Genomic DNA, 21,926 nt, shown 5'->3' with positions numbered 1-21,926 from the left:
TTGTTGACGATCAATGATTTCGAATTAGATTGCACTCTAACTCTAAAACAGATATAGATGTCAAACGAAATCTAAAGGGAGACGGAGATGAGAGTCAGCCGAGTCCAGGCGGAAGCCAATCGGGAAGCCGTTATCAATGCCGCTAGCCGGCTCTTTCGCGAACGTGGCTTTGACGGCATTGGCCTGAAGGATTTGATGAAAGGTGCCGGCCTCACGCAGGGCGGCTTCTACAAGCAGTTCGAATCGAAAGACGATCTTGCTGCGCTGGCTTCAAGGCGCGCCATGGAGAGTGCCACCCGCAGATGGTCGTCCGTCGCTGCATCCAGCGCAGATCCTCTTCGGGCTGTCGTCGAGTTTTACCTGTCCGCCGGCCATCGGGGAGAAAAGGGCGATGGCTGCCCTCTTGTTGCGCTCGGCGCGGATGCCGCTCGCCAGAGCCCCGAGATCCGTGCGCCGTTCGAAGACGGAATCAAAGCGCATCTGCAGGTGCTGGAGGAATTGATGCCGGGTGATGGTGAAATTCCTGCCGACGAGAAAGCGATGGTTGTTCTGTCACTTCTGGTCGGCGCGGTCACGCTGTCACGGATCATGATTGATGAAGACATGTCCAACCGTGTACTCGAAGCGGCAACAAACGAAGTCCGTCGGGTGGCCCCCATCACCGACGATTAGGGCGCGCCATTCCCTCCTCCACCAATCCATCAGTTTGGAGTTATCATGCGTCGCATCGTCGTTACCGGCATGGGAGCGGTTAGTCCGCTCGGTGCCACTGTTTCCAGCTCCTGGACAAGGCTCGTCTCGGGAAAATCAGGTATCCAGCGTCTGTCGGATGACGTCGTCGGTGACCTTCCCGCCAAGGTGGGTGGTGCTGTGCCCTCGATTGAGGAAGACTCCGAAGCCGGGTTCGACCCCGACACCGTCTTTGCGCCCAAGGATCAACGAAGGGTCGATCGCTTCATTCTGTTCGCGCTCGCCGCGGCCGATCAGGCGATCGCGCAGGCGCGCTGGAAGCCCGGCTCCGAAGAACAGCGCCTGCGGACGGCGACGATCATTGCTTCAGGGATTGGCGGATTTCCTGCGATAACCGAAGCGGTCAGGACCGTTGACAATAAGGGGCCGCGCCGGCTTTCGCCCTTTACCATCCCGTCGTTCCTTGTCAATCTTGCGGCGGGTGAGGTATCGATCCGCCATGGCTTCAAGGGCCCGCTTGGCGCACCGGTTACGGCATGCGCGGCTGGCGTCCAAGCTATCGGCGACGCAGCGCGCATGATCCGGGCTGGGGAGGCCGACATCGCCGTCTGTGGCGGAACCGAAGCCTGCATCAACACCGTCAGCCTGGGTGGGTTCGCAGCGGCCAGGTCTCTCTCTTCAGGATTTAACGACACCCCACAGCTTGCCTCACGGCCTTTCGATATGCTGCGCGACGGCTTCGTGATGGGCGAAGGTGCCGGTGTCTTGGTGATAGAGGCCTTAAGCCACGCGATTGCACGCGGCGCCGAACCTCTGGCGGAGCTTGTTGGGTACGGCACGACGGCCGATGCCCATCACATCACGTCCGGGCCTGAGGACGGGTCGGGCGCTGCGAGAGCGATGCAGATCGCCATCCAGCAGGCCGGCATCTCACCCGATGTGATCCGGCATCTTAATGCGCATGCGACCTCCACCTCTGTCGGGGACCGCGGCGAGATAGAAGCAATCAAGACTGTATTCGGGACGCGATCTGATCTCGCTGTCAGCGGTACGAAATCAGCGACCGGCCATCTTTTGGGCGCCGCCGGTGGGCTCGAGGCCATCTTCACGATCATGGCACTCCAGGACCAGATCGCGCCACCAACGTTGAATCTCAATGCCCCCGATCCCGCAGGTGACGGCATAGCCTTCGTCGCAAACCAAGCGCTGCCCGTCGCCCTGGATTACGCGATCACCAATGGCTTTGGATTTGGCGGCGTCAACGCAAGCGCACTGTTCAGGCGCTGGCCGGCAAAAGCGGCATGACCTCAAGCGTAAACGATACCTGATGCTGCCTTCTTTTCGCTCCGGTCATCAGGTCAGAGTCGATGCCCATAACTGCAGGAGGCGGTACACAGACGACCTGAGGCCGCGAATGCTGGACGTTCGCGATTGTGAGCCATGCGGAGCCGCCTCTTGAAAAGCCGACGCGTAACCGATATATATTGAGCATAGTCGAGAGCGCTGATCCGTCGGTGCGTTGAACGATTGTTTCACTCGGCTTACCGAATTGGAGCGGACCGCATGCGGTCCGCTTTTTCGTTTCAGGGGGATTCGTTGCATCTACTATATCTCGACGAGTCTGGTCACTCGCATGATCCAAGCTCCGACTTCTTTGTCCTTGCAGGCTTTAGCATATTCGAGCGCCAAACGCATTGGCTGGAAGCCCAGATAGATCCTGTAGCGGCGCGCTTCAGCTCAACCAATCCTCGAGAAATCGAGTTCCATGGAAACCCAATGCGTTCGGGCAACGGTACCTGGAAAGGTGTGCCTCCCAGCGACAGAGTTCAAGCCGTCGTCGATATCTTGTCGCTACTGGCAGACAAGCAATTGCAGTTGAAGGTCTATGCCTGCGTCATAGAAAAGAAGCTCTTCTCTCCGAACGATATTCTGGCTCGGAGCTTCGAAGAGGTGGCTTCGTGTTTTGATGACTATCTGAAGACGCTTTATAAGAAAAAGAACCCCCAGCGCGGCTTGGTCATCCTTGACAAGAGCAACTATGAGGAGAAAATCCAAACCCTCTCTCATGTGTTTAAGCACGTGGGGCATGCCAACGGCCAACTTCGCAACTTTGCTGAAGTCCCGCTTTTTCTGGGTTCGAAGGCATCGCGCCTGATTCAGATGGCGGATTTGATCGCCTACTGGATTTTCCGTCACTTTCAGTCAGGCGACCAGCGTGGCTACGACCTCATGTGGCTACGACCTCATAAGGCCTTACTTTGCCCGGTATGGCATCGGGCCAGTCTCAGGTCTGCGCTGTCACGTTTCGCCGGAGACAGAGGCGCGCCTCGCTTCGCTTCCAGTTCCAGCTCACCCTTTTCCGAAGCCAACGCCGAAAACTATTGCCGCCGCATCCCAAGTCTCTACGCCTGAGGATCAAAGCGGTTTTTGAGCTGCATGCACTCCCTCGACACGCCCGGTTTGAGCATTTTTCAGTGAAGATTCCGGCTCTTCACCTTCAACGTATCGATATGAAGATCGGGCGTGAACATGTCCCGCGGAACGATCGGCTTTGGCCTGTCGCGTGAATCCGGCCCGCCGCCGCCGTGGGCAAATTCATCGCCGGGACCAAGCGTACCACGCCGCCGTGTACGAAGCGGGTGACCTATTCTAGTTCATTGGCGACACGCCGAAATGCGTTAGTCGCCTCCGCCTTGAGCGGGACCGAACCGGCGGCGACGAATTCGTCTTTTGTGCGAATACATGTTAGAGCAATAGCATGCTGAGAATGACAGTCGGACATCATCTTCAGGTTTGGAAACATTGGACCGAAGCTGGAGAGCATTTATGGGTTGGAAAACGCAAAAGTTTGAATACGTGAATGGGTATAAGATCATCGAGATCGATGGGCCTGCCTTCCAGGTTTCCGACGGCGACAGTCACTTGGGGGAGCCTTTCCCCTATTCCGGCGAGGCTGCTGCTTACGCGAACTCTTTGCCAAAGCGAGAACGGCACTGCGGCTAGGTAGAAGGCCTGTGAAAACCATCAGTAAGCTCCCTCAGTGAATGCGAAGCGGAATTTGACAAACGCACCTCTTCCCACATCCCTGGAGTTGCTTGGTTGGTCTGATTTCTTCGCAGATCAGATCAAGCCTGCCGAGGAAGGCCTCGTGCCACGGCGTGTCGCATCAGTCCACCGGGCACGCATCGAGGCAATCGGTGTTGCAGGGCCAGTCGAGCTGGAACTTTCAGCCAATGCCAACACGGCGGATTTTGCGGTAGGCGACTGGGTACTAGCCGATCCGTCGTCTGACATGTTTGTTCGCCGGTTCGATCGAAAAACCGTTTTTCAGAGACGTCCGGAGGTCGGACGTGGCCAGCAACTCGTTGCTGCCAACGTCGATACACTGTTGATCGTGACATCGTGCAATGCCGATTTCAACACTGACCGGCTGGAACGTTATCTCGTCATGGCCAACCAGGCAGGAAGCAACCCGGTCGTCGTGCTGACAAAGGCTGACACCGCTGACGACGTTGGCCTTTTCCAGACGCAGGCCGAGGCTCTACAGCGTGACCTGCCTGTCATTGCACTGAATGGACGCTCCACCGATGTAAGCCTTCTTCTGCGTCGCTGGTGCGGTGCTGGCCAAACGATCGCCCTTGTTGGATCATCCGGGGTCGGAAAGTCGACGCTGGTGAACACGCTGACCGGTCCTGCCTATGGCTCGGAGCAGAAAACCGGCAGTATTCGCGAACATGATGCGCAAGGCCGTCACACCACGACCGCGCGATCCCTGCATGCCATTCCCGGTGGCGGTTGGGTTATCGATACGCCAGGAATTAGGACGCTCTACGTCAGCGATGTCACCGATGGCATCGACACGCTTTATGCCGACATCGTGGAACTGGCGCCGCTTTGCCGATTTCGAGATTGTACCCATGTGCATGAACCGGGCTGCGCAGTTCAGGCTTCTGTCAAAAGCGGCACTTTGGCCGCCGACCGCGTTGAACGGTGGCGAAGCCTTGTTTTTGAGAACCGGGATAGAACACCGACCATCAGCGGCCCTCGCGGCAACAAAATTGTTCGAAAGCAGAAATATTGAAGGTCAGCTCGCCTTGAAAGGAATCGAACTGTCGACCCGTTGAACGCCTTCCATTTAACCGGCCACTGGGAAGGCCACGTTCTCATGCCGTTATAATTTTGTCGCCGAAACATTATAACGGCAACTTTTGCCGGGAATTTTGAGTAATCGATTGACAAAGAGCGAGCGAGTTATAATGTTTTCTCCCATTCATTATAACGGAAGGCGTGGGCGATGAAACAAGTCGACCTGATTTATCGCACGGCGTTCGCGGAACTCGCGCAGCGAACATTCGACGCTCAGTTCCAAGCCGACTTTCCCCTTATGGGACGTTTCGTGACAGTCCCGGTCAAGGGCCGCAATTATTGGTATTTCGATCTCCCCACTCCCGGAGGCAAGGACAAGCGCAGTTATGTCGGCCCCGAGGATGATGCCGACATCTCCGCTCGAGTGAAAGCCCACAAGGAAGTCAAGGATGACATCCGCGAGCGTCGGCGGCTCGTCGGTATGCTCCTCCGTAGCGGCGGCATGGCCTCCCCTGATCGTTTTGCGGGCGAGGTTACGAAAGCCCTCGCGGACGCTGGCCTCTTCCGTCTCCGTGCGGTCCTGATCGGCTCTGTGGCCTTTAGCTGCTATTCGGGCCTGCTCGGCGTCCGACTCCCTAATACCGCCATCCAGACGGGCGATGCGGACTTTGCGCAGGACTTCGCGATCTCAGCGGGTGTCGAGGACAGCCTTCCGCCGATCCTCGAAGTCCTGCAATCGGTCGATTCGACATTCCGGGCGGTCCCGCACCAAGCCGACAAGGCAAAGGTGGCCGCCTTTATAAACTCAGTCGCCTACCGCGTCGAGTTCCTGACAGGTAACCGGGGATCGGACGAACACACGGGCAAGCCCTCCCCCATGCCTGCCCTCGGTGGCGCGTCGGCGGAGAACCTCCGGTTCTTGGATTACCTCATCTACGAGCCTGTCAGGACCGTGCTGCTGCATAGGGAGGGCGTGAGCGTGCACGTTCCTGCTCCCGAAAGGTACGCTGTACATAAGCTCATCGTGGCCTCAAGACGGCGCAGCGATGGCCTCGGACGTGCGAAGCGGGACAAGGACCTCCTGCAAGCCTCGCTGCTCTGTGAGGCGCTACAAACGACGAAGCAAGGCTATCTGCTTGCCGATGCCTATAATGAAGCATGGGATCGCGGCCCGGCGTGGCAGGATGGCATCCAGTTCGGGCTCAAGATGATGCCTGACACGGGAAAGGAGGCTTTGGCGAACGCCCTCGGGGTGAAATCCGACGAAGTCGGCAGGGTCTAGGGAGATGGCTTCGGAAATCCAAGCCTACTGACTTCGACGGCCCCGCGAATAGAAACCCGGCGCGTCCCTTCGATCGCAAAGTTGAGGTGCTTGCACAAACCGAAGAACTTCCCTTGATCGAGCTCTGGATATCGCTCTAACCCGGAGTACCAACTCAAATAATCGGCTTTGCAACTACATGGCGGATGCAATCCGGCTGACTTCAAGACCGATAGCGGCAGCAAGATTCTGACACTCTCGATGCTGATATCCCGTCATAGCTCGTGCAAAGATCACAATGTGCTCTTGAAAGGACTCGAACCGTCGATCCCTACACTGGTTCTGCGATCTTATTGAATCGTCGTCACTTCGCGCGGTGATGCATTTTTTTTGAGCCCTCGATGTCGCTCAGAGAGCACGGTAGGTTTGAGCCTGAAGGCAGGCATAGTCTTCCTTTCAAGAGGTCGAGTCAGCACTAGTCCAATCAATAGAAAAGAGGGGCGCCGGGAGCACCCATTGTTGAAGATCGGTCGGATTTGACCCGGTTTTTCAACTGGCCTTGCCCCTGCTGAAGCGACTCAAAAGTTTGGAATTAAAAGCAATTTTATAGCTACGCGTGGGTTACGATAACCCAACAAACCGGGTCAAATCCCGGCGATATTCAACACTCACCCTACCTTTCAGCCTCATATCCATATTTACGGCTGCGAAGATCGAACGCTTCGCGGCCACCTTCGATCAGATGGGTAATGTATTTCCTGATCTCTGCGGTTTCGATAGCGCCGTCCACCTGCAGGCTAACCACAGGGCCATCATACTTGCCTCCGGCCTGTGCCTCCCGCGTTTTCAACGCTATGACTTTATCTGCGTCCCCGTTCACAACGATATTCGGGTTATGGGTCGTGAAGACCAGCTGCCGGTTGGATTTTGATGACCGGACCAACGAAACGATCTTCATGATCACCCTGTTGTCCAAATCGTCTTCCGGCTGATCAATAACGAGCGTTCCAGCCGATTGTCGAAGCAGAAGTTCCAGAAGCGCTGACGCTTGCTGTCCCGGCGAAGCCTGCCCAAAGGGCATCTCCCGTCCACTCTCGTCAACATAGGTCATAACAATGCGGTCCTGCGGAACCGCTGAAATGACATCCGCCAATGTACTGTCCGAGAGATTGAGATAGATACGGCCTGCCTGTCTGTCCGTCACCCCCGCGCCGCTGAAAAACACATTGCGCAGGCGGGTTACAATGTCGTTCCCGGGCTCCGTCGGTGAACCTGCAGCAATCTTTAGACTGTAAATAGCCAGAAGCTCGGCGCTGATCTTTGTCCAAGCGAGCTCGTCAGCCGCAAGTGCAGCTTTAACCCAGTCGCTGCATTTCTGCTCAGCGTCCGAAATGTATGCGCCTTCCGTGAGGCGACGCAGGGCGCTCACATACTCTGTCGGGGCTTTATCCTTCCCAAGCCTTGCCTTTAATAGGCCGCTCGACTTTCCTGCCACCTGCCCCGCAGCATCGGCCAGCACTTGGCGGCGGTTGTTCAGCAACTCAATGATATCCAACTGCGCCTTCCTAAACGCAACTTCATAGGCCTTCGTATCCTGTGTCCTAGCGGTAGCCCGTCTCAGTCCCTGTTCAGCCTCCCCTAGTTCAATGCCCAAACGCTTGCTGTCATCAATGAGCGTCCGGTGGGAAGTCTGCGCTTCGTTCGCGTCCAAGAGCCGTGTTGCCAGCTGGACGTCCAGTCCATCTTGCTGATCCCTCACGACGTGTAGGGCCGTCCGCAGCTCCTCCAGTGATTTCCGCGCAGTGTCGTAAGCGGCTGCAATTTCAGCCTTGGTTTTGTCTACAGCCTTCGCGAGACTATGGATGTGAGGGAACTCCACTTCAGAGATTGTTTCAGGAATTGTCACTTCCAGGCGCGAGCTGCTTGGAATGTCCTGTTGTTCTGACAAAAGCGCATCAGACACTGTCTCCAAAAACCCATTTACCCTCGCATGGATACCTGCCGTCTCAATGACATGCAGGTGCTCGTCCGACACTCCGCCTTGAGCGAGCAGCGTGTTCAGCGATTGAACTCGCTGGGCTAGGTCGGCAACTCTTGCTGCGGCCTGATTTATTTCGAGAGTCGCTTGCCAATGGGAGACAAGCTGCTGAAGAGCGGTGGCAACCGTCCTTTTCGCATTTCCTATTGATCGATCAACCTCGCGCCTGCGTGCTAGCGCTTCTGCCGCTGCTATTCCGGTAACCTGATCTGATGCATTCGCCTGATCAGTGGTGAGCGACGACAATCCCTTCTGGCGAAATGCTCGGGCTCGGAATCGCTCCCTTGCCGCGTCAAGAGTCAGCCGTGTAATCACGCCCTGTTTGTCAGTGCATTGGATAAAGTCTCGGGTGGTTAGCTCCCGTCGCCATGTCTCCGCAACACCCTCGCGTTCCAGCTCGATTTCGACAAACCCGCCAATTAAAGTCTGCGAGATCAGCGCATCGCCTCGGCTGTTCTCAGTGCCCCCGTCAGCACGAGGAATGTCAGCATCTGTCCGCGCAAGTCCAAACCTGAGATATTCAAGAATAGCGCTTTTTCCCGTGCCACGTCCGCCAACAAGCGCGTTGAAGCCTGCATTGAAAGTGATATCAAGCGGAGCTTCTCCGGTGAGTGCGGATTGAACACGCAATGCGATGATGCGCTCGGACGGCTCCCGAGGCAGTGCGTAAGCAATCCGCGCTTCGTCGGCCAACAGGGCCTGCCGAAGGGCTTCGATCGTTGGTTCCCCTAACTTGAGCCAGCAAGGATGAGCAGCCACGCGCTCAAAGTTGTCATTCCTGTTGTCGCCTGTGACGACCACGCCGCGCCGACGTCTTCCCCACTCAGCGACAGCTCCCTTGAGCTTTTCTAGGGTTCCGGATTCCAGATCGGAGTAGGGCTTTTCGACATATACACCCTCGCATGTCAGAGCCGCAAATCGGGGTCCAGTGCTGGGGACGTTAAGCGTCTTGTGCGCATTCCCATCGCCAAAATGAGGGAGCAACAGATACTGACCTTGAAACAGCGGATTCTTCTCGAGCATTTCGGCCAGTTGAGCGACGCTGAGATTTGCGTGAGCTATTGATGGGCCGCGAGAATGATGGTCCGCATGGGGAGGGACACCGGGCAGAGCAGCCAGAACCTTTCCGATTATGTCTGTACTCGTGGCAGGGTCAAACACGATTAGGCATTGTGCGTTATCGCTGCACGTTACCTCGACGCCCACATAAACAGTCAGTCCAGAACCCTGGGCCTCAAGACGGACCACCTCGGCAATGCAGTAGTCGTGATGATCCGTGATGGCAATCGCGGTGACCGGGGGCTCTGCACTAAGGCAGTGTTCGATCAGCTTTCTCGCCCACGCTGAGCGCATTGATAGAAGCTCTGCTGTATCGTCGGATTCAATCTCATTCCCGATCCATTTCCCATCTCGGGGCGTGTGCATTTGGAGATCGCTACGTTGCCAGACGGTACCGGGGTGATGTCCGAGTTGATGCATTTTGGTCCTCCCATTGGCCTGAACAGTAGCGCCGCATTCCAACCTGCCAAGGAAAAAATTCGGACCAAATATTTGGTCTCGCCGCGCATGAGCGAGATCTGTCGGTGAGGTGGATCTCCGCTGATATGACGACGTGCCGCGTCGCTGGACATATCCCAGTGCTCAAACTATGCGGGATATCGGAAGGGCACGACTTACCGATAAGTTGCAACCATGTGAAAAATATATAACGTCCCAAAATAGCTGCTGCACTCGCGAGCTTTGACATTCCGGAATGAGCAACGGACGTAACGCTTTGAACCCATTTTCTTTGATCTGGAATTTCTTTTCCCGGAAGTCCGATCCGCAATCACACGAGACCGGATTCGTTGATCTTGCGCCAACCAGCAACGCGGACGAAAGCGGAATCTATCGTCGGGCATTGACGTTCGCAACGAACAACGAGGAGGTGTTCAACATCGCGCTTACCGGGCCTTACGGCTCGGGCAAAAGCAGCGTCATAAAATCGTTTCTGCTCACATACCCGAGGAGACATCTCAAGCTTTCGCTAGCCTCATTCATCCCGGAAGGCGAAGTACCTGGAGTGAAGGTTAGCAAACAAGAGATTGAAAGGAGTATTCTCCAACAGATCCTTTATGGGGCAGACTCCGACAAGTTGCCGCTGTCCCGCTTTAAGCGCATTCAAGCCCCAAGCAAATGGTCACCGATAAGCTCCCTGGCTGCCTGCCTCGGGATTGCCGCCGCCTTACATGTTGTCACCAGCCAAGCTGATATTCTATCAGCAAAATTCTTCAAGCCGTTTGATTGGTCGAACTGGTTCAATATTTCCGCGTTTATACTCGCATCGGCATTTTTCTGGCGCGCAGTTCACAGCATTTATCTCAAAAGTCTTGGTCTCTCGCTGAAAAGCATCTCGCTCAAGGACATTGAGATAGCGCCAAATGCCGCCGACGAAGGCTCGATCCTCAATAAGCATCTTGATGAAATCATCTATTTCTTTCAGTCTACGGACTACGATCTCGTGGTGATAGAAGATCTCGACCGGTTTGATACACCAGACATTTTCGTCACCTTGAGAGAAATCAACGCGCTTGTGAACGAGAACGCAGACGTACACCGTCGGATTCGGTTTCTCTATGCTTTACGTGACGACATATTCCTCAACACAGACAGGACCAAGTTTTTCGAGTTCATCGTTCCCGTTATACCGATAATCAACCACTCCAACTCAATCGACAAGGTGCTGGAACATTCCCAGCGAATCGATCTCGATGCGCGGCTCGACAGACGCTTCATTCGCGAAGTATCACGATACCTCGCTGATCTGAGACTTATCGGAAATATTTTCAATGAGTACACGATCTACGCGTCAAACTTACGGGCTGAGGGAGATGGAGCGCTAGACCCGAACAAGCTCCTTGCAATTCTCATCTACAAAAACGTGATACCCAAGGACTTTGCCGCGCTGCATCGACAGGAAGGTGCGCTCTCGAACGTCCTAAAGCGATATGACGAATTCGTGGAGAGTGCGGCGGAGAAAATCCGTTCTGAGCTTGGCGCAATACAAGCTGAGCTCGCTCGTAGCGATGACCATTCCATCAGGGACATCAATGAGCTGCATGGGATCTACGCTCTGGCAATAATCGAACTCGTTCCGATTCAATATACGCATTTTGAGACCCCAAGCGGCCAAATCGCATTGCTTCAGCTCTCGCGTGATCCCGACTTTGAGGCGATTCTCTCGTCCGGTTCAATTAAAGCGCGGAACGTGAATGGTTATAGAACGGATATCGAGCTTCGTGGGGTTGAGGCCAAAGTCGACTCGACCCGGACCTTCGCGCACCGTAAATCGCTAATCGAGCAGAAGTCTTCGGATTACAGGGAGGCGGCGGCAAAGAGGTCTCAGGAACTAAAGGCCCGTCTCGCCTCATTGCGAACCCGGAAGTTCAACGAAGTTGTAAGAGACAATGCTGCTCTAATCGATCAGGTCTTCGCCGACGTCGGTGAAAGCCGTGACCTCCTGAAATTCCTAATCTTGGAAGGTTATCTCGATGACACTTATTATCAGTACACTTCCCTGTTTCATGGTGGTCGACTGTCGCTCAACGATAATAAGTTCCTAATACAGATCCGCAGTTTCACAACACCCGATCCTGATTTCCAGCTAGACAATATCCCTGAAGTTATTGCCTCGATGCGCGAGGAGGACTTCGGACGGACCTACGTACTCAACCGCTTCTTGATCGATTTCCTCATGGAAAACGCCGAAGAATATTCGTCCCAAGCCAATAGCGCCATAGAGTTTATTCTGACTGACGTTCCGGGGTGCGAAGACTTCTTTTCAAGCTACTACGAGCGCGGGGCGCATGTAGATGAGCTGACCGCGAGGCTGATCCGCAAATCACCCGCTTTCCCTGTTCTCGCCTTGAAGGGAGCCTCGGCGGTTTCGCACGCGGCCCGAATTCTTGCATACGCACCAAACGGCGCGCTGACGAAGGGATCCCCTGGTAGCGTCGCTATGGCACGGTTCGTTGCGCAGCAGCTGAGTAGGATTCTCGACGAAGGCATCTCGTTCGACCTAGACATTCTAAGCGCTCTTGGGGTTCAAATCGAGGACATCTCAACCCTCGTTGGATTTAAAAGCGTACTTGAGCACGTGGCATCGGGGGGACTTTATCGGATCACTGTCGGCAACGTCGCACAGATCATGGAGCAAGTGGTCAGGTACCCGAAGCTCGACGATCTAAGAAGCCGAAACTTTTCCTGTCTGCGTGAAGCCGCTTACGCTCCGCTTTTGAAGCGGCTTGATTCCGCCTTCGAGATTTATATCCGCAACGTCCTGCTCAAGCTCGAAAGAAACACGGGAGAAGATGCCTCAGCTATATTTGAGGTGCTGAATCGAGATGACGTGGCAGTGGAGCAACGCGCGGCATTTCTCACCATGCAGACAGCCGTTTTGTCTTCTCTCGACGGCGTACCAACTGAGTTTCATTCGGCGCTATTTCTCGAGAAGAAGATCGTCAACTCCTGGGAAAACTGCTTGGCTTACCTTTCCGGCAAGGGCTACAAACCCGAGGTGCTGATGGCCTACCTCCAAGATCACGACGTGAGAGCCGAGCTGTCTCAAAACACTGTTCCTGATGGCGACGCCGCCTACCCTCTACGGAAGTACCTCATCGCGAACGACGTATTGCCAGACGACGCCTATCGCTCATACGTCAGGAAGCTACCGAGACCGTTCAAAGCTCTTCAAAAAGTTGGAGCGACAAAAATCGAGATTCTGATCAGAGAGCGCAAAGTCGAATTCTCCGCTGAAAACGTCGGCGAGATTGAGGACGAGGGTCTGAAGGCGCTTTTCATAGAGCACAACTTCGGGGACTACCTCGCAAAACGCACCGAGATCCCCATCGACATCGCGATCCGCGAGAGGTTGCTGAACTCCGGGATTAGCGACCCGCAAAAGATGATCGTGGTTGCAGACATTGAACCCGACCTCATCGTCAGCAGCCCGTCTCTTGCGTCGGCCATCGGGCCGATTCTTGATCGTTCAGTAATTGAAGCGAAGGACAATAAACCGGAATATGTTCGAGCGATCATTCTGAACTCTCGCCCGGAAGAACTGCAAATCTCGCTTCTCAACAAGTTGCACAGCGTGCTTTCAACGACAGAGGTGCGCGAAATTCTACAGAATTTTCCTTCTCCCTATCGCGACATCGCCGAGTATGGAAGATATCCGAAGATCGACAGCAATCCAGTGAATGAGGCCCTCGCCACCTGGCTAGTTGAACGACGCCTTATATCTTCATTCGCGCCAGCGATCTTCGGCGGCATTCGGATCAACACATTTAGGAAGGACCACTCCTCCGAAGGATAACCGCAAGTCGTTTTCGCGGAGGCAGCTTTTACTGCGCTTCCTCGTCGCCGACCTCGCTAGGGAGTTGCTCGGTATGAAGGCCCTGCCGGCTGAGCAACCCCGCATCCTTCAATGCCTCGACATCTGGCAGATGGCGCAACGTCTGCATGCCGAAGGCCGACAGGAAGTGCTTCGTCGTGACATAGGTGCATAGAGTGCCCGACGTCGGGCTGCGTGGACCGGAGGCGAAGAAGTTGGCATGGCGCAGGCTGGGTATCGTATCGCGGCTGACCTCCTTGCCGAAGATTTTCGACAGGTCGCCGCGGGTGATCGGCTGGAAATACGCATGGCCATCAGCACCATGGCCTCGAAGTCGGATAGCGCCGGCGCCCTTCGTGCGAACCTTTGACGCCGCGGCGCCTAGCGTCTCGGCGCGGCGGGCGATGTCAAAGGCGGTGCGCTAGGCCGCGCTTGCTTCCTCGACCAAGGCAAGGCAGAGGGCTCGGGCAAAGGCCGGATCCCCCGGGCGCACGCGGCCCCTGCCCCGGTGCGTATTGAAGGCCGACCCGTAGCGCTCGGCCATCAGCACCGGCACGGCAAAACTCCATTTCAGCAGCGCGGCGATCAGCAGATCGGCCAGCATATAGGCGAGCGGCTAGGCATCCGGCCGCACGGAATGCATGGCTGTGACAAGTTCCACGGCAGCGACCGGCGCCGGCCGGCCGGATTGCAGCGCATCGCCGGCGTGGTCTACGGCCGCGGTGATCTGCCCGTCAGTTTGCTAGGATTATCGATTAGACTTGAAACCTCCGCGCTTCTTGCCTCTGATAGCGCACTCGGAGTCCTTGGGAACCAATTGATGCGGGACATATTCGTCAGCCACGCTGTAGCCGACCGACATCTTGCGGAAATGGTGGTTGATCTGCTCGTCGATGCCATCGGCGTACCGCCGAGATCGATCTTCTGCTCCAGCCTGCCGGGTTACGGAGTTCCGCTGACCCACGACTTCAACGTCGACATGCGGGATCAGATCCAGGAACCCAAATTGGTCATCCTGCTCATGACACCGTCCTACATGGACAGCGCCTTCTGTCTGATGGAAGTCGGAGCGACCTGGGTGAAGTCCTTGACACCGTTGCCCATCGTTGTCCCTCCTGTAGCCTTCAGCGAAGTGACCAGAACCCTCGGCCTTCGGCAGGGTTGGGAAATTACGAATGCCGAAATGCTGCAAGCCGTGCGCAAAACAGTCCTGGAGGTCGTGAGCATTGAAGGGCATGACAACGACCACTTCGACCGCAAGCGGAGGCGCTGGGAGAAGGAGTTGCCTGAAGCGCTGGGCAGAATGCCTTCCTCACCAAAAGTGGAACGTGGAGAGTTCGACAGGATCGAGAATGAGAACCGCGCGCGCGCATCTGACATCGCAAAGCTGACCTCCGTAAACAGGGAACTGGGCAGGCAGCTCTCAGCCCTGCAGAAGCTTCGGCCTGTAGCACTGGTGGTCGAGAGCGAGCCGAGGACTGCGGAAGACCTTTCCCACTTCCTTGACCAGCAGGGATTTCTTGTCGGTGGCGTTGCTCGAACAGAACAGGACGCAGTCGATCTCGCTGCACGCTTGAAACCCGACCTGATAACCGCGGAGATCGTACTTGCCGATGGAAGTTCCGGCCTCGGCGCCGCGAACCGGATCGTGTCCTTCTCGGATGCATCAGTGATCTTCATCACGGCTTACCCGGAGAAGCTTCTTTCCGGACCGAAGCCAGAGCCGACGCACCTAGTGGTCAAGCCGTACGATCTCCAGACCCTGGCCACTATTGTCAAGCAGAGCTACGACAGAACCCTGTCCGAGCGGGCCTCGCGAGATCGGCAAAAGCCTCAAGGATAGATCTGAGCCGCCCTCGCACTATCACGCGAACTTAGTGAGCGATGAGCTGAGACGGTAGACCGCACGCACGATTCCAAAGGGGTGATAAGACACCTCTCAATGAGCTAGCGCAGTAGGTCCCCTCCACCATCTTCAAGTCTGTCACAAGGCAATTCTGCCGATTTCCAAGGCACATATTACCACCCCTATCGATTGCACGCTTGCCTGATACAACATCTTGCACGATAGTCGGCCACACACTCTCTCTTATGGCAGTTTGGGAGACGAGAGCGACTTGGGGTGGGGGCACATTTGCCATTCTACATTCGTAAATCGGTATCGGCAGGCCCGTTTCGCTTCAATTTTTCCAAGGGTGGAGTGGGCGTTTCGGTCGGCGTGAAAGGATTGCGAGTTGGGAGCGGCCCGCGTGGCCACTATATCTATGCAGGCCGCGGCGGGCTTTATTACCGGGCAACGCTCGGCAATGCCGGGCGGGGCCGACCATCGGCAGTCCCTCAGCAGCGATCACCGTCACCTCAGGCCACTTTCGACAACAACGACGTCGCGATGATCGAGATCGATTCCGGCGATGTTATGCATATGCAGGACGAGGCCTTCTCGGAGCTGCTTAGCGAGATAAACTCGAAGGCCGCACAGACCCGCATGTCTGCAGCACTTGCCTGGACCGCTATTGTGATCGGGGTACTGGCCGGGATGGCGACGGGCGGGCCTGGCCTGTTTCTCTGCATCTTCGCCCTACCGGGATATGCGATTGGCAACTGGTTCGATTCCTATCGCCGGACAACGGTGCTCTATTATGATCTCGAAGGAGATGCGGAGACCGCATACAACAGGCTTGCCGCAGGTTTTGACGGCCTGAGCGGATGCGCCGCCAAATGGCACATCGAAGCGGGTGGCGCAGTTCAGAGCCTGACGGCCTGGAAACGCAACGCCGGTGCCTCCCATCTGGTCAACCGGAAGGCGACCACGCTCGCATATAAGCTTCCGGCCGTGATCAAGAGCAACCTAACCCCGCCCGCGTTGCATGTGGGCAAGCAGATCTTGTTCTTCATGCCTGACATCGTCCTCGTGCAGGATGGCAGCCGGGTTGGCGCCGTCAATTACACCGACCTGAATGTCCGCTGGCAGGATTCACGATTTATCGAGACCGAGCGCGTGCCGAGCGACGCGAGGGTCGTCGATCACACCTGGGCGCATCCAAACAAGTCTGGTGGTCCTGATCGCCGCTTTAAAAATAACCGCCAAATCCCGATCTGCCTCTACGAGGCGATGCACTTCACGAGCAATAGCGGTGTAAACGAGCTTCTAGAATTCTCCCGTACCGGAGTTGCCGCTGCCTTTGTCGAAGGTTGCCGGATGCTCGGCAAACTTCCACGCGGGCGAACCTCACCCGCATTGCCCCCGCCCTCTGCAAACGATATCGCCGCCGTAGTCCCAATGCCCGCCACGGAGCGGAAGCGCGAATCCTGGAAAGTCGCTTCATTGGCGCTCCTCGCCATGGTAATCTGGCTTCCGGTTCTGGCGGTTATATTCCGGCCCGACAACAAGAAGGCAGATACTGGGCTTCCGCCTGTATTGGTCGCAGAAAATTCCAATAGGTTGTCCGCCGGGGAGAAGAAGGACACTCTCACCACTGACTCCAAGGTCGACCCCAGCCCGGAGACCACGATTGCCGTGGAAACACCAGTGGCGGTCCCAGCCTCGGAAACCACCACCCTCGATCCGACGGAGACCACTGCCTCCCAGAAGTCAGGCAACGCCACTATACGCATCACGAAGACGGCGGTGAACCTGCGAGAAGGTGCCGGCACGTCATTTCCGGTGCTTACGGTCGTTCCGAAAGGGATTGAGGTTACCGTTCTGGAGGTTGATGCCGGATGGAGCCGTGTTCGCGTCGGAGGAAACACCTTGGGGTGGATGGCAAATTCCACCATGGTCGAGCCATGACCGTATACCCACGCATAAACCAGACCATGCTTCTTGTGCAGCCAGATCTGTTGGCTGATATTCCATCACCTTATTAGGTAGAGTACCGCAATCGTGCAGCGTCCGTTCATTTCGATGTCATTTGTTGAGCTGGAAGGTATCTTCCGAAAAGCCGAACGCGAAAAGGACGCGGAATATCTCAAGCTTCTCGACCATGAGCTTGGCTTTAGAAACAAGAACTCCAAAACCCCGGGGCTCAAAGCAAAGGTCGAAAGGGCGATAACGAAGATTCCTGCCCGACAAGAGGATTTTTTCCAGGCCGCGAGTCACTCGAAGGCTACTAAAAGTGCCGGAAGGAAAAATGGAGCGGCTCACTCCAAGCCAAGCGCCCGCGCGAAGTCGAAGTTCAAGCCGACCGACGAGCAGAAGGTGGTACTCCACGCGTTCCTTGCGGGAAGTTCTCTGAAGATCAACGCATTCGCCGGGACGGGAAAGACGTCCACACTCCAACTTCTTTCGAACGCCACAGGTGCGAAGGGACAATACATCGCGTTCAATCGGAACATTGTCGGTGATGCGAAGGAAAAGTTCGCGGACACGGTTGATTGCTCCACATCGCACAGTCTGGCGTTCCGTGCTGCCCCGGCCGGATACAAGTCCGACATCGGCAAGATGACGAACAGGTGCACTGCGAAGCTTCTCGTAGAGGTATTCGATTTGAAGCGCCGCCGTTTCGCCGACAAGTACACTGTTAACGCGGACTCCCAGGGCTACCTGTACATCGAGACTATCCGGCGCTACGCCCAGAGTGCCGACGACGAAATAGGTCCTCAGCACGTTCCCACGATCGGAGCGCTTCGGGTCGCTCCCGATGAAGTTCTGGCGGAGGTCACGCAATTCGCACTCGACGGGGCGCGCAAGGTCTGGGGGAGAATGCTGTCCGAACGCGATCCCCTTCCCTTGGGCCATGACGGATATTTGAAGCTTTGGGGTCTTTCGCGCCCGATCATCGCGGCCGATTACATCATGTTGGATGAGGCGCAGGATACCAATCCAGTCGTGCTCGACGTCTTGCAAAGGCAACGGGCGCAACTTGTCTATGTCGGAGACAAGTACCAGCAGATCTACGAGTGGCGCGGCGCAGTGAACGCGATGGAAGCGATCGAAACTGATGCCAGTACCTACCTCACGACATCTTTCCGGTTTGGGGATGCCATCGCTGAGCTGGCGACCAAGATGCGGGTCAGACTGGGGGAGACGCGCCCAGTGCGCGGCAACCCGGCCATCGGGAGCCGGATCGGAGGTGGAACTCCTGACGCTATCCTCGCAAGGACAAATGCCACGACGATCACCGCTGTGATCGAAGCATTGGATGCGGGCAAGCGGCCCCATCTTGTCGGCGACAAGAGTGAGCTGATGGAGATGCTCCGAGGGGTCCAGCTCCTGAAAGAAGGCGAGCCGACAAGCTGCCCGGCATTCTTTGGTTTCAAGAACTGGGCGGAAGTGGTGGAGCTTGCCCGGACGGATGAAGGCGCGCATCTAGTCACGTTCGTGAACCTAGTGGAAACCAGGGGGGAGAAGCAGCTCATGTGGGCGTTGAGCCGCACGGTGGAAGCTGACGGTGCGGATCTCGTTATTTCCACAGCTCACAAGTCGAAGGGGCGGGAATGGAAAAGTGTCCGGCTCATGGATGACTTCCTGAGGAGCAGCCCGTCCGGGGAAAACAAGGCAGGACCCGATCCGTCCGAGCTTCGTCTGCTGTATGTTGCCCTAACGAGGGCAAAGGAGCAGCTAGAGATTCCCGACCCGATCACCGAGTTCATCGAACGCGGAATCACGCCGCAGCGCGAGAGGGTCGAAGTACCTCAGCAGAGACATCAACCTTCTTCAATGGAGAAGCAGGTGTCGGCGCATACAGACTCAGCCAAGCCTGAACAACCACGGCGCGTAAACCCAGAGGTTCGCAGCGCCGATCCACCACGCCCAACCGCTGTGCCTGTCCGAAAAGGGTTGCTCGCATGGCTGTTTAGGCGTTAGCTTCAACATCAATCGTTAGGCGATGATGTTGGCACCCCTCCGCCCACCGTAGTCTCCTCCCAGCGTGCCCAAGCTCAAGAAGAAATCCACAGTAGCAAGGGCTTGTTAGACGATACCCCACGCCCGAAACCTCCCCCTCCCCGTCATCTCCCGCAGCCCGAGCTCGCCAACAATCCGTCGCGCCGCCTGCGGCGTGACCCCAAGCGTTTTAGCGACCGTCCCGGCATGAACGAGCGGCGTCGAAATCACGAGATTGACGAGCTCGGGGAGTTTTGACGAGACCCGCCTCCCCTGCAGCTTCCGCTCCATCATTTTTCGCGCGAGTGCCAGCCGGTCATGCTCTTTCAGCCCGATCTCGCCCGCCGCGATCAGTCCGTCGGCAATAGCCAGCAATCGGATCTCGCGGCTCCGATGCCGACGCCGGTCGACGGGAATGGTTCTCAGGCCGAGATTGATGGCGGCGAGATGCACGCCTGTGGTGACGCCGGCCTGGCCCAGGATCGAGGCCGCGAGATGCCGCCCGAGCCACGGGGCGTGCTGCAACACCTCGAGCTTGTTCCAGGCATCGAGGGCGACGATCGCCTGCAGCACCGGCGGCAGATTTTCAGCCTGTCGCAACACGCCGCGCCATTCGTCGAGCCGCACATCCTCGTCCCAGTCAGAATCGTAGACGAGTGGGTCACGATCCCGAGACCGACCTGTCGGCGCGGCCACCTCCTTCAACACCGCTTCCGAGCGCGCCAACACCGCATCGATGGCGGCCAGCTCGGCGTCGAGCGCGCTGGCACCGTCATCGATGTGCTCCCCCTCCCCTTCTCCAGCCAGATCGGCATCCAACGCGGGGGCTTCGCTCTCGACGGCGCCGTCGCCCAGAGATGCTGCAGGCCACGCCTGCCCGGCAACGACATTGTGCCGGCGCAGGCTGCGGAGGCCGTCGGGGCTGAGCGCCCAGCCTGGCGGCTGCGCGGCGATCCGCCGGCGGGTGCGCAGGACATCGCGGGCGATGGTCAGTTCGTGGGTCGGGGTGCGGATGTCATGGCTGGCGTCGTGCAGGACGAGGTCCTCGAGATGGACGAGCTCGCCGTCGATCCACAGCGAGGCACAGGCATCGGCGAAATTTTGGCGTTCGAGAAAGCCGTTTCCGACCTCGGAACGGGCGATGCGCTCGTCGAGCCGGGCGAGCGCGATTCCCGCCTCGAAAACGGGCTTGAGCAGGCTCTGGATGGGTAATTTCGCGAGATCATAAGACATTGAAATCAATGTAAATGATTTACTAAAGGAACTCTATCTATAAGTTATAGTTCCTCACTGGGTATGATTGCAGGTTCGATTATATACCATCGATAAGTATAGGTTATCGATGGTAGATTGATTTCGCGCCGCAAATCGCCGAAAGTGGCCTTCGCTACCGGCCTGAAACACGCCAGAACCGCCCGTTTTTGGAGCCAAAATGCCGCCCGTGCAAAAATCCGCCATCGAACGGCGCGCCGAGGAACTCGACACGATCGCCGCCGTCCTCCCGATCGAGCGCCGCGACGAACTGGCCGAGCTGTTGAGCGATCAGGATGTCGAGACGCTGCGCCATCTCGTCAACCAGGGCATGGGCGACAATACCCTTCGGGCACTGACGTCTGATCTCGCCTATCTGCAGGCCTGGGCGCTGGCGGCAACGGGAAAATCCCTACCCTGGCCGGTGCCCGAAGCGCTGCTCCTAAAATTCGTTGCCCATCATCTGTGGGATCCGCAACGGCGCAAAAGCGATCCCGATCACGGCATGCCTTCCGAGGTCGACGAGAACCTGCGCCAACAAGGGTTTCTCAGAGCCGTCGGTCCGCACGCCCCAGCGACCGTACGCCGCCGGCTGGCCAACTGGTCGACCCTGACACATTGGCGCGGCCTGGACGGCGCCTTCGCCTCCCCTGCCCTGAAATCCGCCATTCGTCTTGCCGTTCGCGCCGTGCCGCGGCCGCGGCGTCGCAAAAGTGCCAAGGCGGTCACGAGCGATGTGCTGGCCAGCCTGCTGGTGACTTGCGCCTCCGGCAGCCTGCGCGATCTGCGCGACAGGGCGCTGCTGATGGTCGCCTTCGCCTCGGGTGGTCGCCGGCGCAGCGAAATCGCCGGCCTTCGCCGAGAGCAACTTTCCGTCGAACCGCCGATTGTGGTGCCCGATGGCCCTCCCCTCCCCTCACTCGCCATCCATCTCGGCCGGACGAAGACGACGAGTGGCGAGGAGGACGAGATCGTCTATCTCACCGGTCGCCCCGTGGAGGCGCTCAATGCGTGGATCGCGGCGGCGAAGATCGAGAGTGGCAGCGTGTTTCGGGCGATCGGTCGATGGGGAACGGTCTCACGCCGGACGCTCGATCCGCAGTCGATCAACGCGATCATCAAGCAGCGCGTCGCGATGGCAGGACTAGAGCCAGGAGACTACTCGGCGCATGGGCTACGATCAGGGTATCTGACCGAGGCGGCGAACCGCGGTGTTCCCCTGCCTGAAGCGATGGAGCAGTCCCGTCATCGCTCGGTTCAGCAGGCGTCCAGCTACTATAACAGCGCTACACGTCGGACCGGGCGAGCTGCCAGCATGCTAGGTTAAGAGGATCTTCCTCCAAGGAATTGGGACCTTAGGCATCCTTTCTTGCCGCTAGAACCGACAACCGGCGGCAAGGCGAAC

15 protein-coding genes are annotated in these 21,926 nt (G+C 57.1%); 11 read left to right on the top strand and 4 right to left on the bottom strand.

Translation table 11 applies throughout. From position 1 onward, the window contains the following. Window positions 1–87: 87 nt before the first annotated feature. From MUO32_RS24215 to MUO32_RS24195, 5 genes are all read left to right on the top strand, one after another. Window positions 88–672: a TetR/AcrR family transcriptional regulator gene (locus MUO32_RS24215; protein ID WP_257950936.1), complete on the top strand. Its 585-nt coding sequence runs from the start codon at window positions 88–90 to the stop codon at window positions 670–672. Window positions 673–717: 45 nt separating this feature from the next. Then, entirely contained in the window at window positions 718–1,995 is a 1,278-nt protein-coding gene (fabF, locus tag MUO32_RS24210) for a beta-ketoacyl-ACP synthase II (RefSeq protein WP_257950935.1), read from the top strand. 258 nt (window positions 1,996–2,253) lie between these two features. Beyond that, window positions 2,254–3,102 carry a DUF3800 domain-containing protein gene (locus tag MUO32_RS24205; protein ID WP_257950934.1) on the top strand — a complete coding sequence of 283 codons (849 nt, stop codon included), beginning with the start codon at window positions 2,254–2,256 and terminating at the stop codon, window positions 3,100–3,102. Between the two features lie 646 nt (window positions 3,103–3,748). After that, a complete protein-coding gene (gene rsgA, locus MUO32_RS24200) occupies window positions 3,749–4,771 on the top strand; it encodes a ribosome small subunit-dependent GTPase A (RefSeq protein WP_257950933.1) in 1,023 nt (340 codons plus the stop codon). Window positions 4,772–4,984: 213 nt separating this feature from the next. Continuing rightward, the gene (locus MUO32_RS24195; protein WP_257950932.1) at window positions 4,985–6,058 is read left to right on the top strand and encodes a GSU2403 family nucleotidyltransferase fold protein; all 1,074 of its coding nucleotides are present in this window, start codon (window positions 4,985–4,987) and stop codon (window positions 6,056–6,058) included. A gap of 652 nt (window positions 6,059–6,710) precedes the next feature. On the opposite strand, the gene MUO32_RS24190 is transcribed toward MUO32_RS24195, so the two are convergent. Continuing rightward, window positions 6,711–9,554: a TrlF family AAA-like ATPase gene (locus MUO32_RS24190; RefSeq protein ID WP_257950931.1), complete on the bottom strand. Its 2,844-nt coding sequence runs from the start codon at window positions 9,552–9,554 to the stop codon at window positions 6,711–6,713. Between the two features lie 274 nt (window positions 9,555–9,828). On the opposite strand from MUO32_RS24190, the gene MUO32_RS24185 reads away from it, so the two are divergent. After that, complete coding sequence (locus MUO32_RS24185; RefSeq protein WP_257950930.1) at window positions 9,829–13,428, top strand: ATP-binding protein; 3,600 nt, start codon at window positions 9,829–9,831, stop codon at window positions 13,426–13,428. A gap of 28 nt (window positions 13,429–13,456) precedes the next feature. On the opposite strand, the gene MUO32_RS24180 is transcribed toward MUO32_RS24185, so the two are convergent. After that, entirely contained in the window at window positions 13,457–13,714 is a 258-nt protein-coding gene (locus MUO32_RS24180) for a hypothetical protein (RefSeq protein ID WP_374708718.1), read from the bottom strand. Between MUO32_RS24180 and MUO32_RS29420 the strand changes: the two genes are divergently transcribed. After that, window positions 13,667–13,816 carry a hypothetical protein gene (locus MUO32_RS29420; protein ID WP_374708714.1) on the top strand — a complete coding sequence of 50 codons (150 nt, stop codon included), beginning with the start codon at window positions 13,667–13,669 and terminating at the stop codon, window positions 13,814–13,816. The two genes, MUO32_RS24180 and MUO32_RS29420, sit on opposite strands and share 48 nt — an antisense overlap. Before the next feature lie 51 nt (window positions 13,817–13,867). Here the strand turns inward: MUO32_RS29420 and MUO32_RS24175 are convergent, their stop codons facing one another. Then, entirely contained in the window at window positions 13,868–14,002 is a 135-nt protein-coding gene (locus MUO32_RS24175; RefSeq protein ID WP_257950995.1) for a DUF1403 family protein, read from the bottom strand. Here MUO32_RS24175 and MUO32_RS24170 point away from each other — a divergent pair. The 3 genes from MUO32_RS24170 (at window position 13,955) to MUO32_RS24160 (ending at window position 19,252) form a co-directional block, all read left to right on the top strand. Then, window positions 13,955–15,289, top strand: coding sequence for a response regulator (locus tag MUO32_RS24170; protein ID WP_257951001.1), 1,335 nt, complete (start codon window positions 13,955–13,957; stop codon window positions 15,287–15,289). The two genes, MUO32_RS24175 and MUO32_RS24170, sit on opposite strands and share 48 nt — an antisense overlap. Window positions 15,290–15,580: 291 nt before the next feature. Continuing rightward, window positions 15,581–17,236 carry an SH3 domain-containing protein gene (locus tag MUO32_RS24165; RefSeq protein WP_257950929.1) on the top strand — a complete coding sequence of 552 codons (1,656 nt, stop codon included), beginning with the start codon at window positions 15,581–15,583 and terminating at the stop codon, window positions 17,234–17,236. A 93-nt stretch (window positions 17,237–17,329) separates the two neighbouring features. Further along, the gene (locus tag MUO32_RS24160; RefSeq protein WP_257950928.1) at window positions 17,330–19,252 is read left to right on the top strand and encodes a UvrD-helicase domain-containing protein; all 1,923 of its coding nucleotides are present in this window, start codon (window positions 17,330–17,332) and stop codon (window positions 19,250–19,252) included. Window positions 19,253–19,357: 105 nt separating this feature from the next. Here MUO32_RS24160 and MUO32_RS24155 read toward each other — a convergent pair whose 3' ends face one another. After that, entirely contained in the window at window positions 19,358–20,512 is a 1,155-nt protein-coding gene (locus tag MUO32_RS24155; RefSeq protein ID WP_257950927.1) for an RHE_PE00001 family protein, read from the bottom strand. Between the two features lie 190 nt (window positions 20,513–20,702). Between MUO32_RS24155 and MUO32_RS24150 the strand changes: the two genes are divergently transcribed. Next, entirely contained in the window at window positions 20,703–21,848 is a 1,146-nt protein-coding gene (locus MUO32_RS24150; RefSeq protein ID WP_257950926.1) for a site-specific integrase, read from the top strand. The last annotated feature ends 78 nt before the right edge of the window (window positions 21,849–21,926 follow it).

The organism is Shinella sp. CPCC 101442, from assembly GCF_024704725.1.
GTDB lineage: Bacteria > Pseudomonadota > Alphaproteobacteria > Rhizobiales > Rhizobiaceae > Shinella.
Note: the sequence above shows the minus strand (reverse complement) of the source record. Positions and strands in the feature narration are given on the sequence as shown.

Bases quoted from the DNA above. Each gene is read 5' to 3' on its own strand.
- MUO32_RS24215 (WP_257950936.1), top strand. From the start codon at position 88: ATGAGAGTCAGCCGAGTCCAGGCGGAAGCCAATCGGGAAGCCGTTATC.
- MUO32_RS29420 (WP_374708714.1), top strand. From the start codon at position 13,667: ATGGCGCAGGCTGGGTATCGTATCGCGGCTGACCTCCTTGCCGAAGAT.
- MUO32_RS24150 (WP_257950926.1), top strand. From the start codon at position 20,703: ATGCCGCCCGTGCAAAAATCCGCCATCGAACGGCGCGCCGAGGAACTC.
- MUO32_RS24195 (WP_257950932.1), top strand. From the start codon at position 4,985: ATGAAACAAGTCGACCTGATTTATCGCACGGCGTTCGCGGAACTCGCG.
- MUO32_RS24190 (WP_257950931.1), bottom strand. From the start codon at position 9,554: ATGCATCAACTCGGACATCACCCCGGTACCGTCTGGCAACGTAGCGAT.
- MUO32_RS24205 (WP_257950934.1), top strand. From the start codon at position 2,254: ATGCGGTCCGCTTTTTCGTTTCAGGGGGATTCGTTGCATCTACTATAT.
- fabF (WP_257950935.1), top strand. From the start codon at position 718: ATGCGTCGCATCGTCGTTACCGGCATGGGAGCGGTTAGTCCGCTCGGT.
- MUO32_RS24185 (WP_257950930.1), top strand. From the start codon at position 9,829: ATGAGCAACGGACGTAACGCTTTGAACCCATTTTCTTTGATCTGGAAT.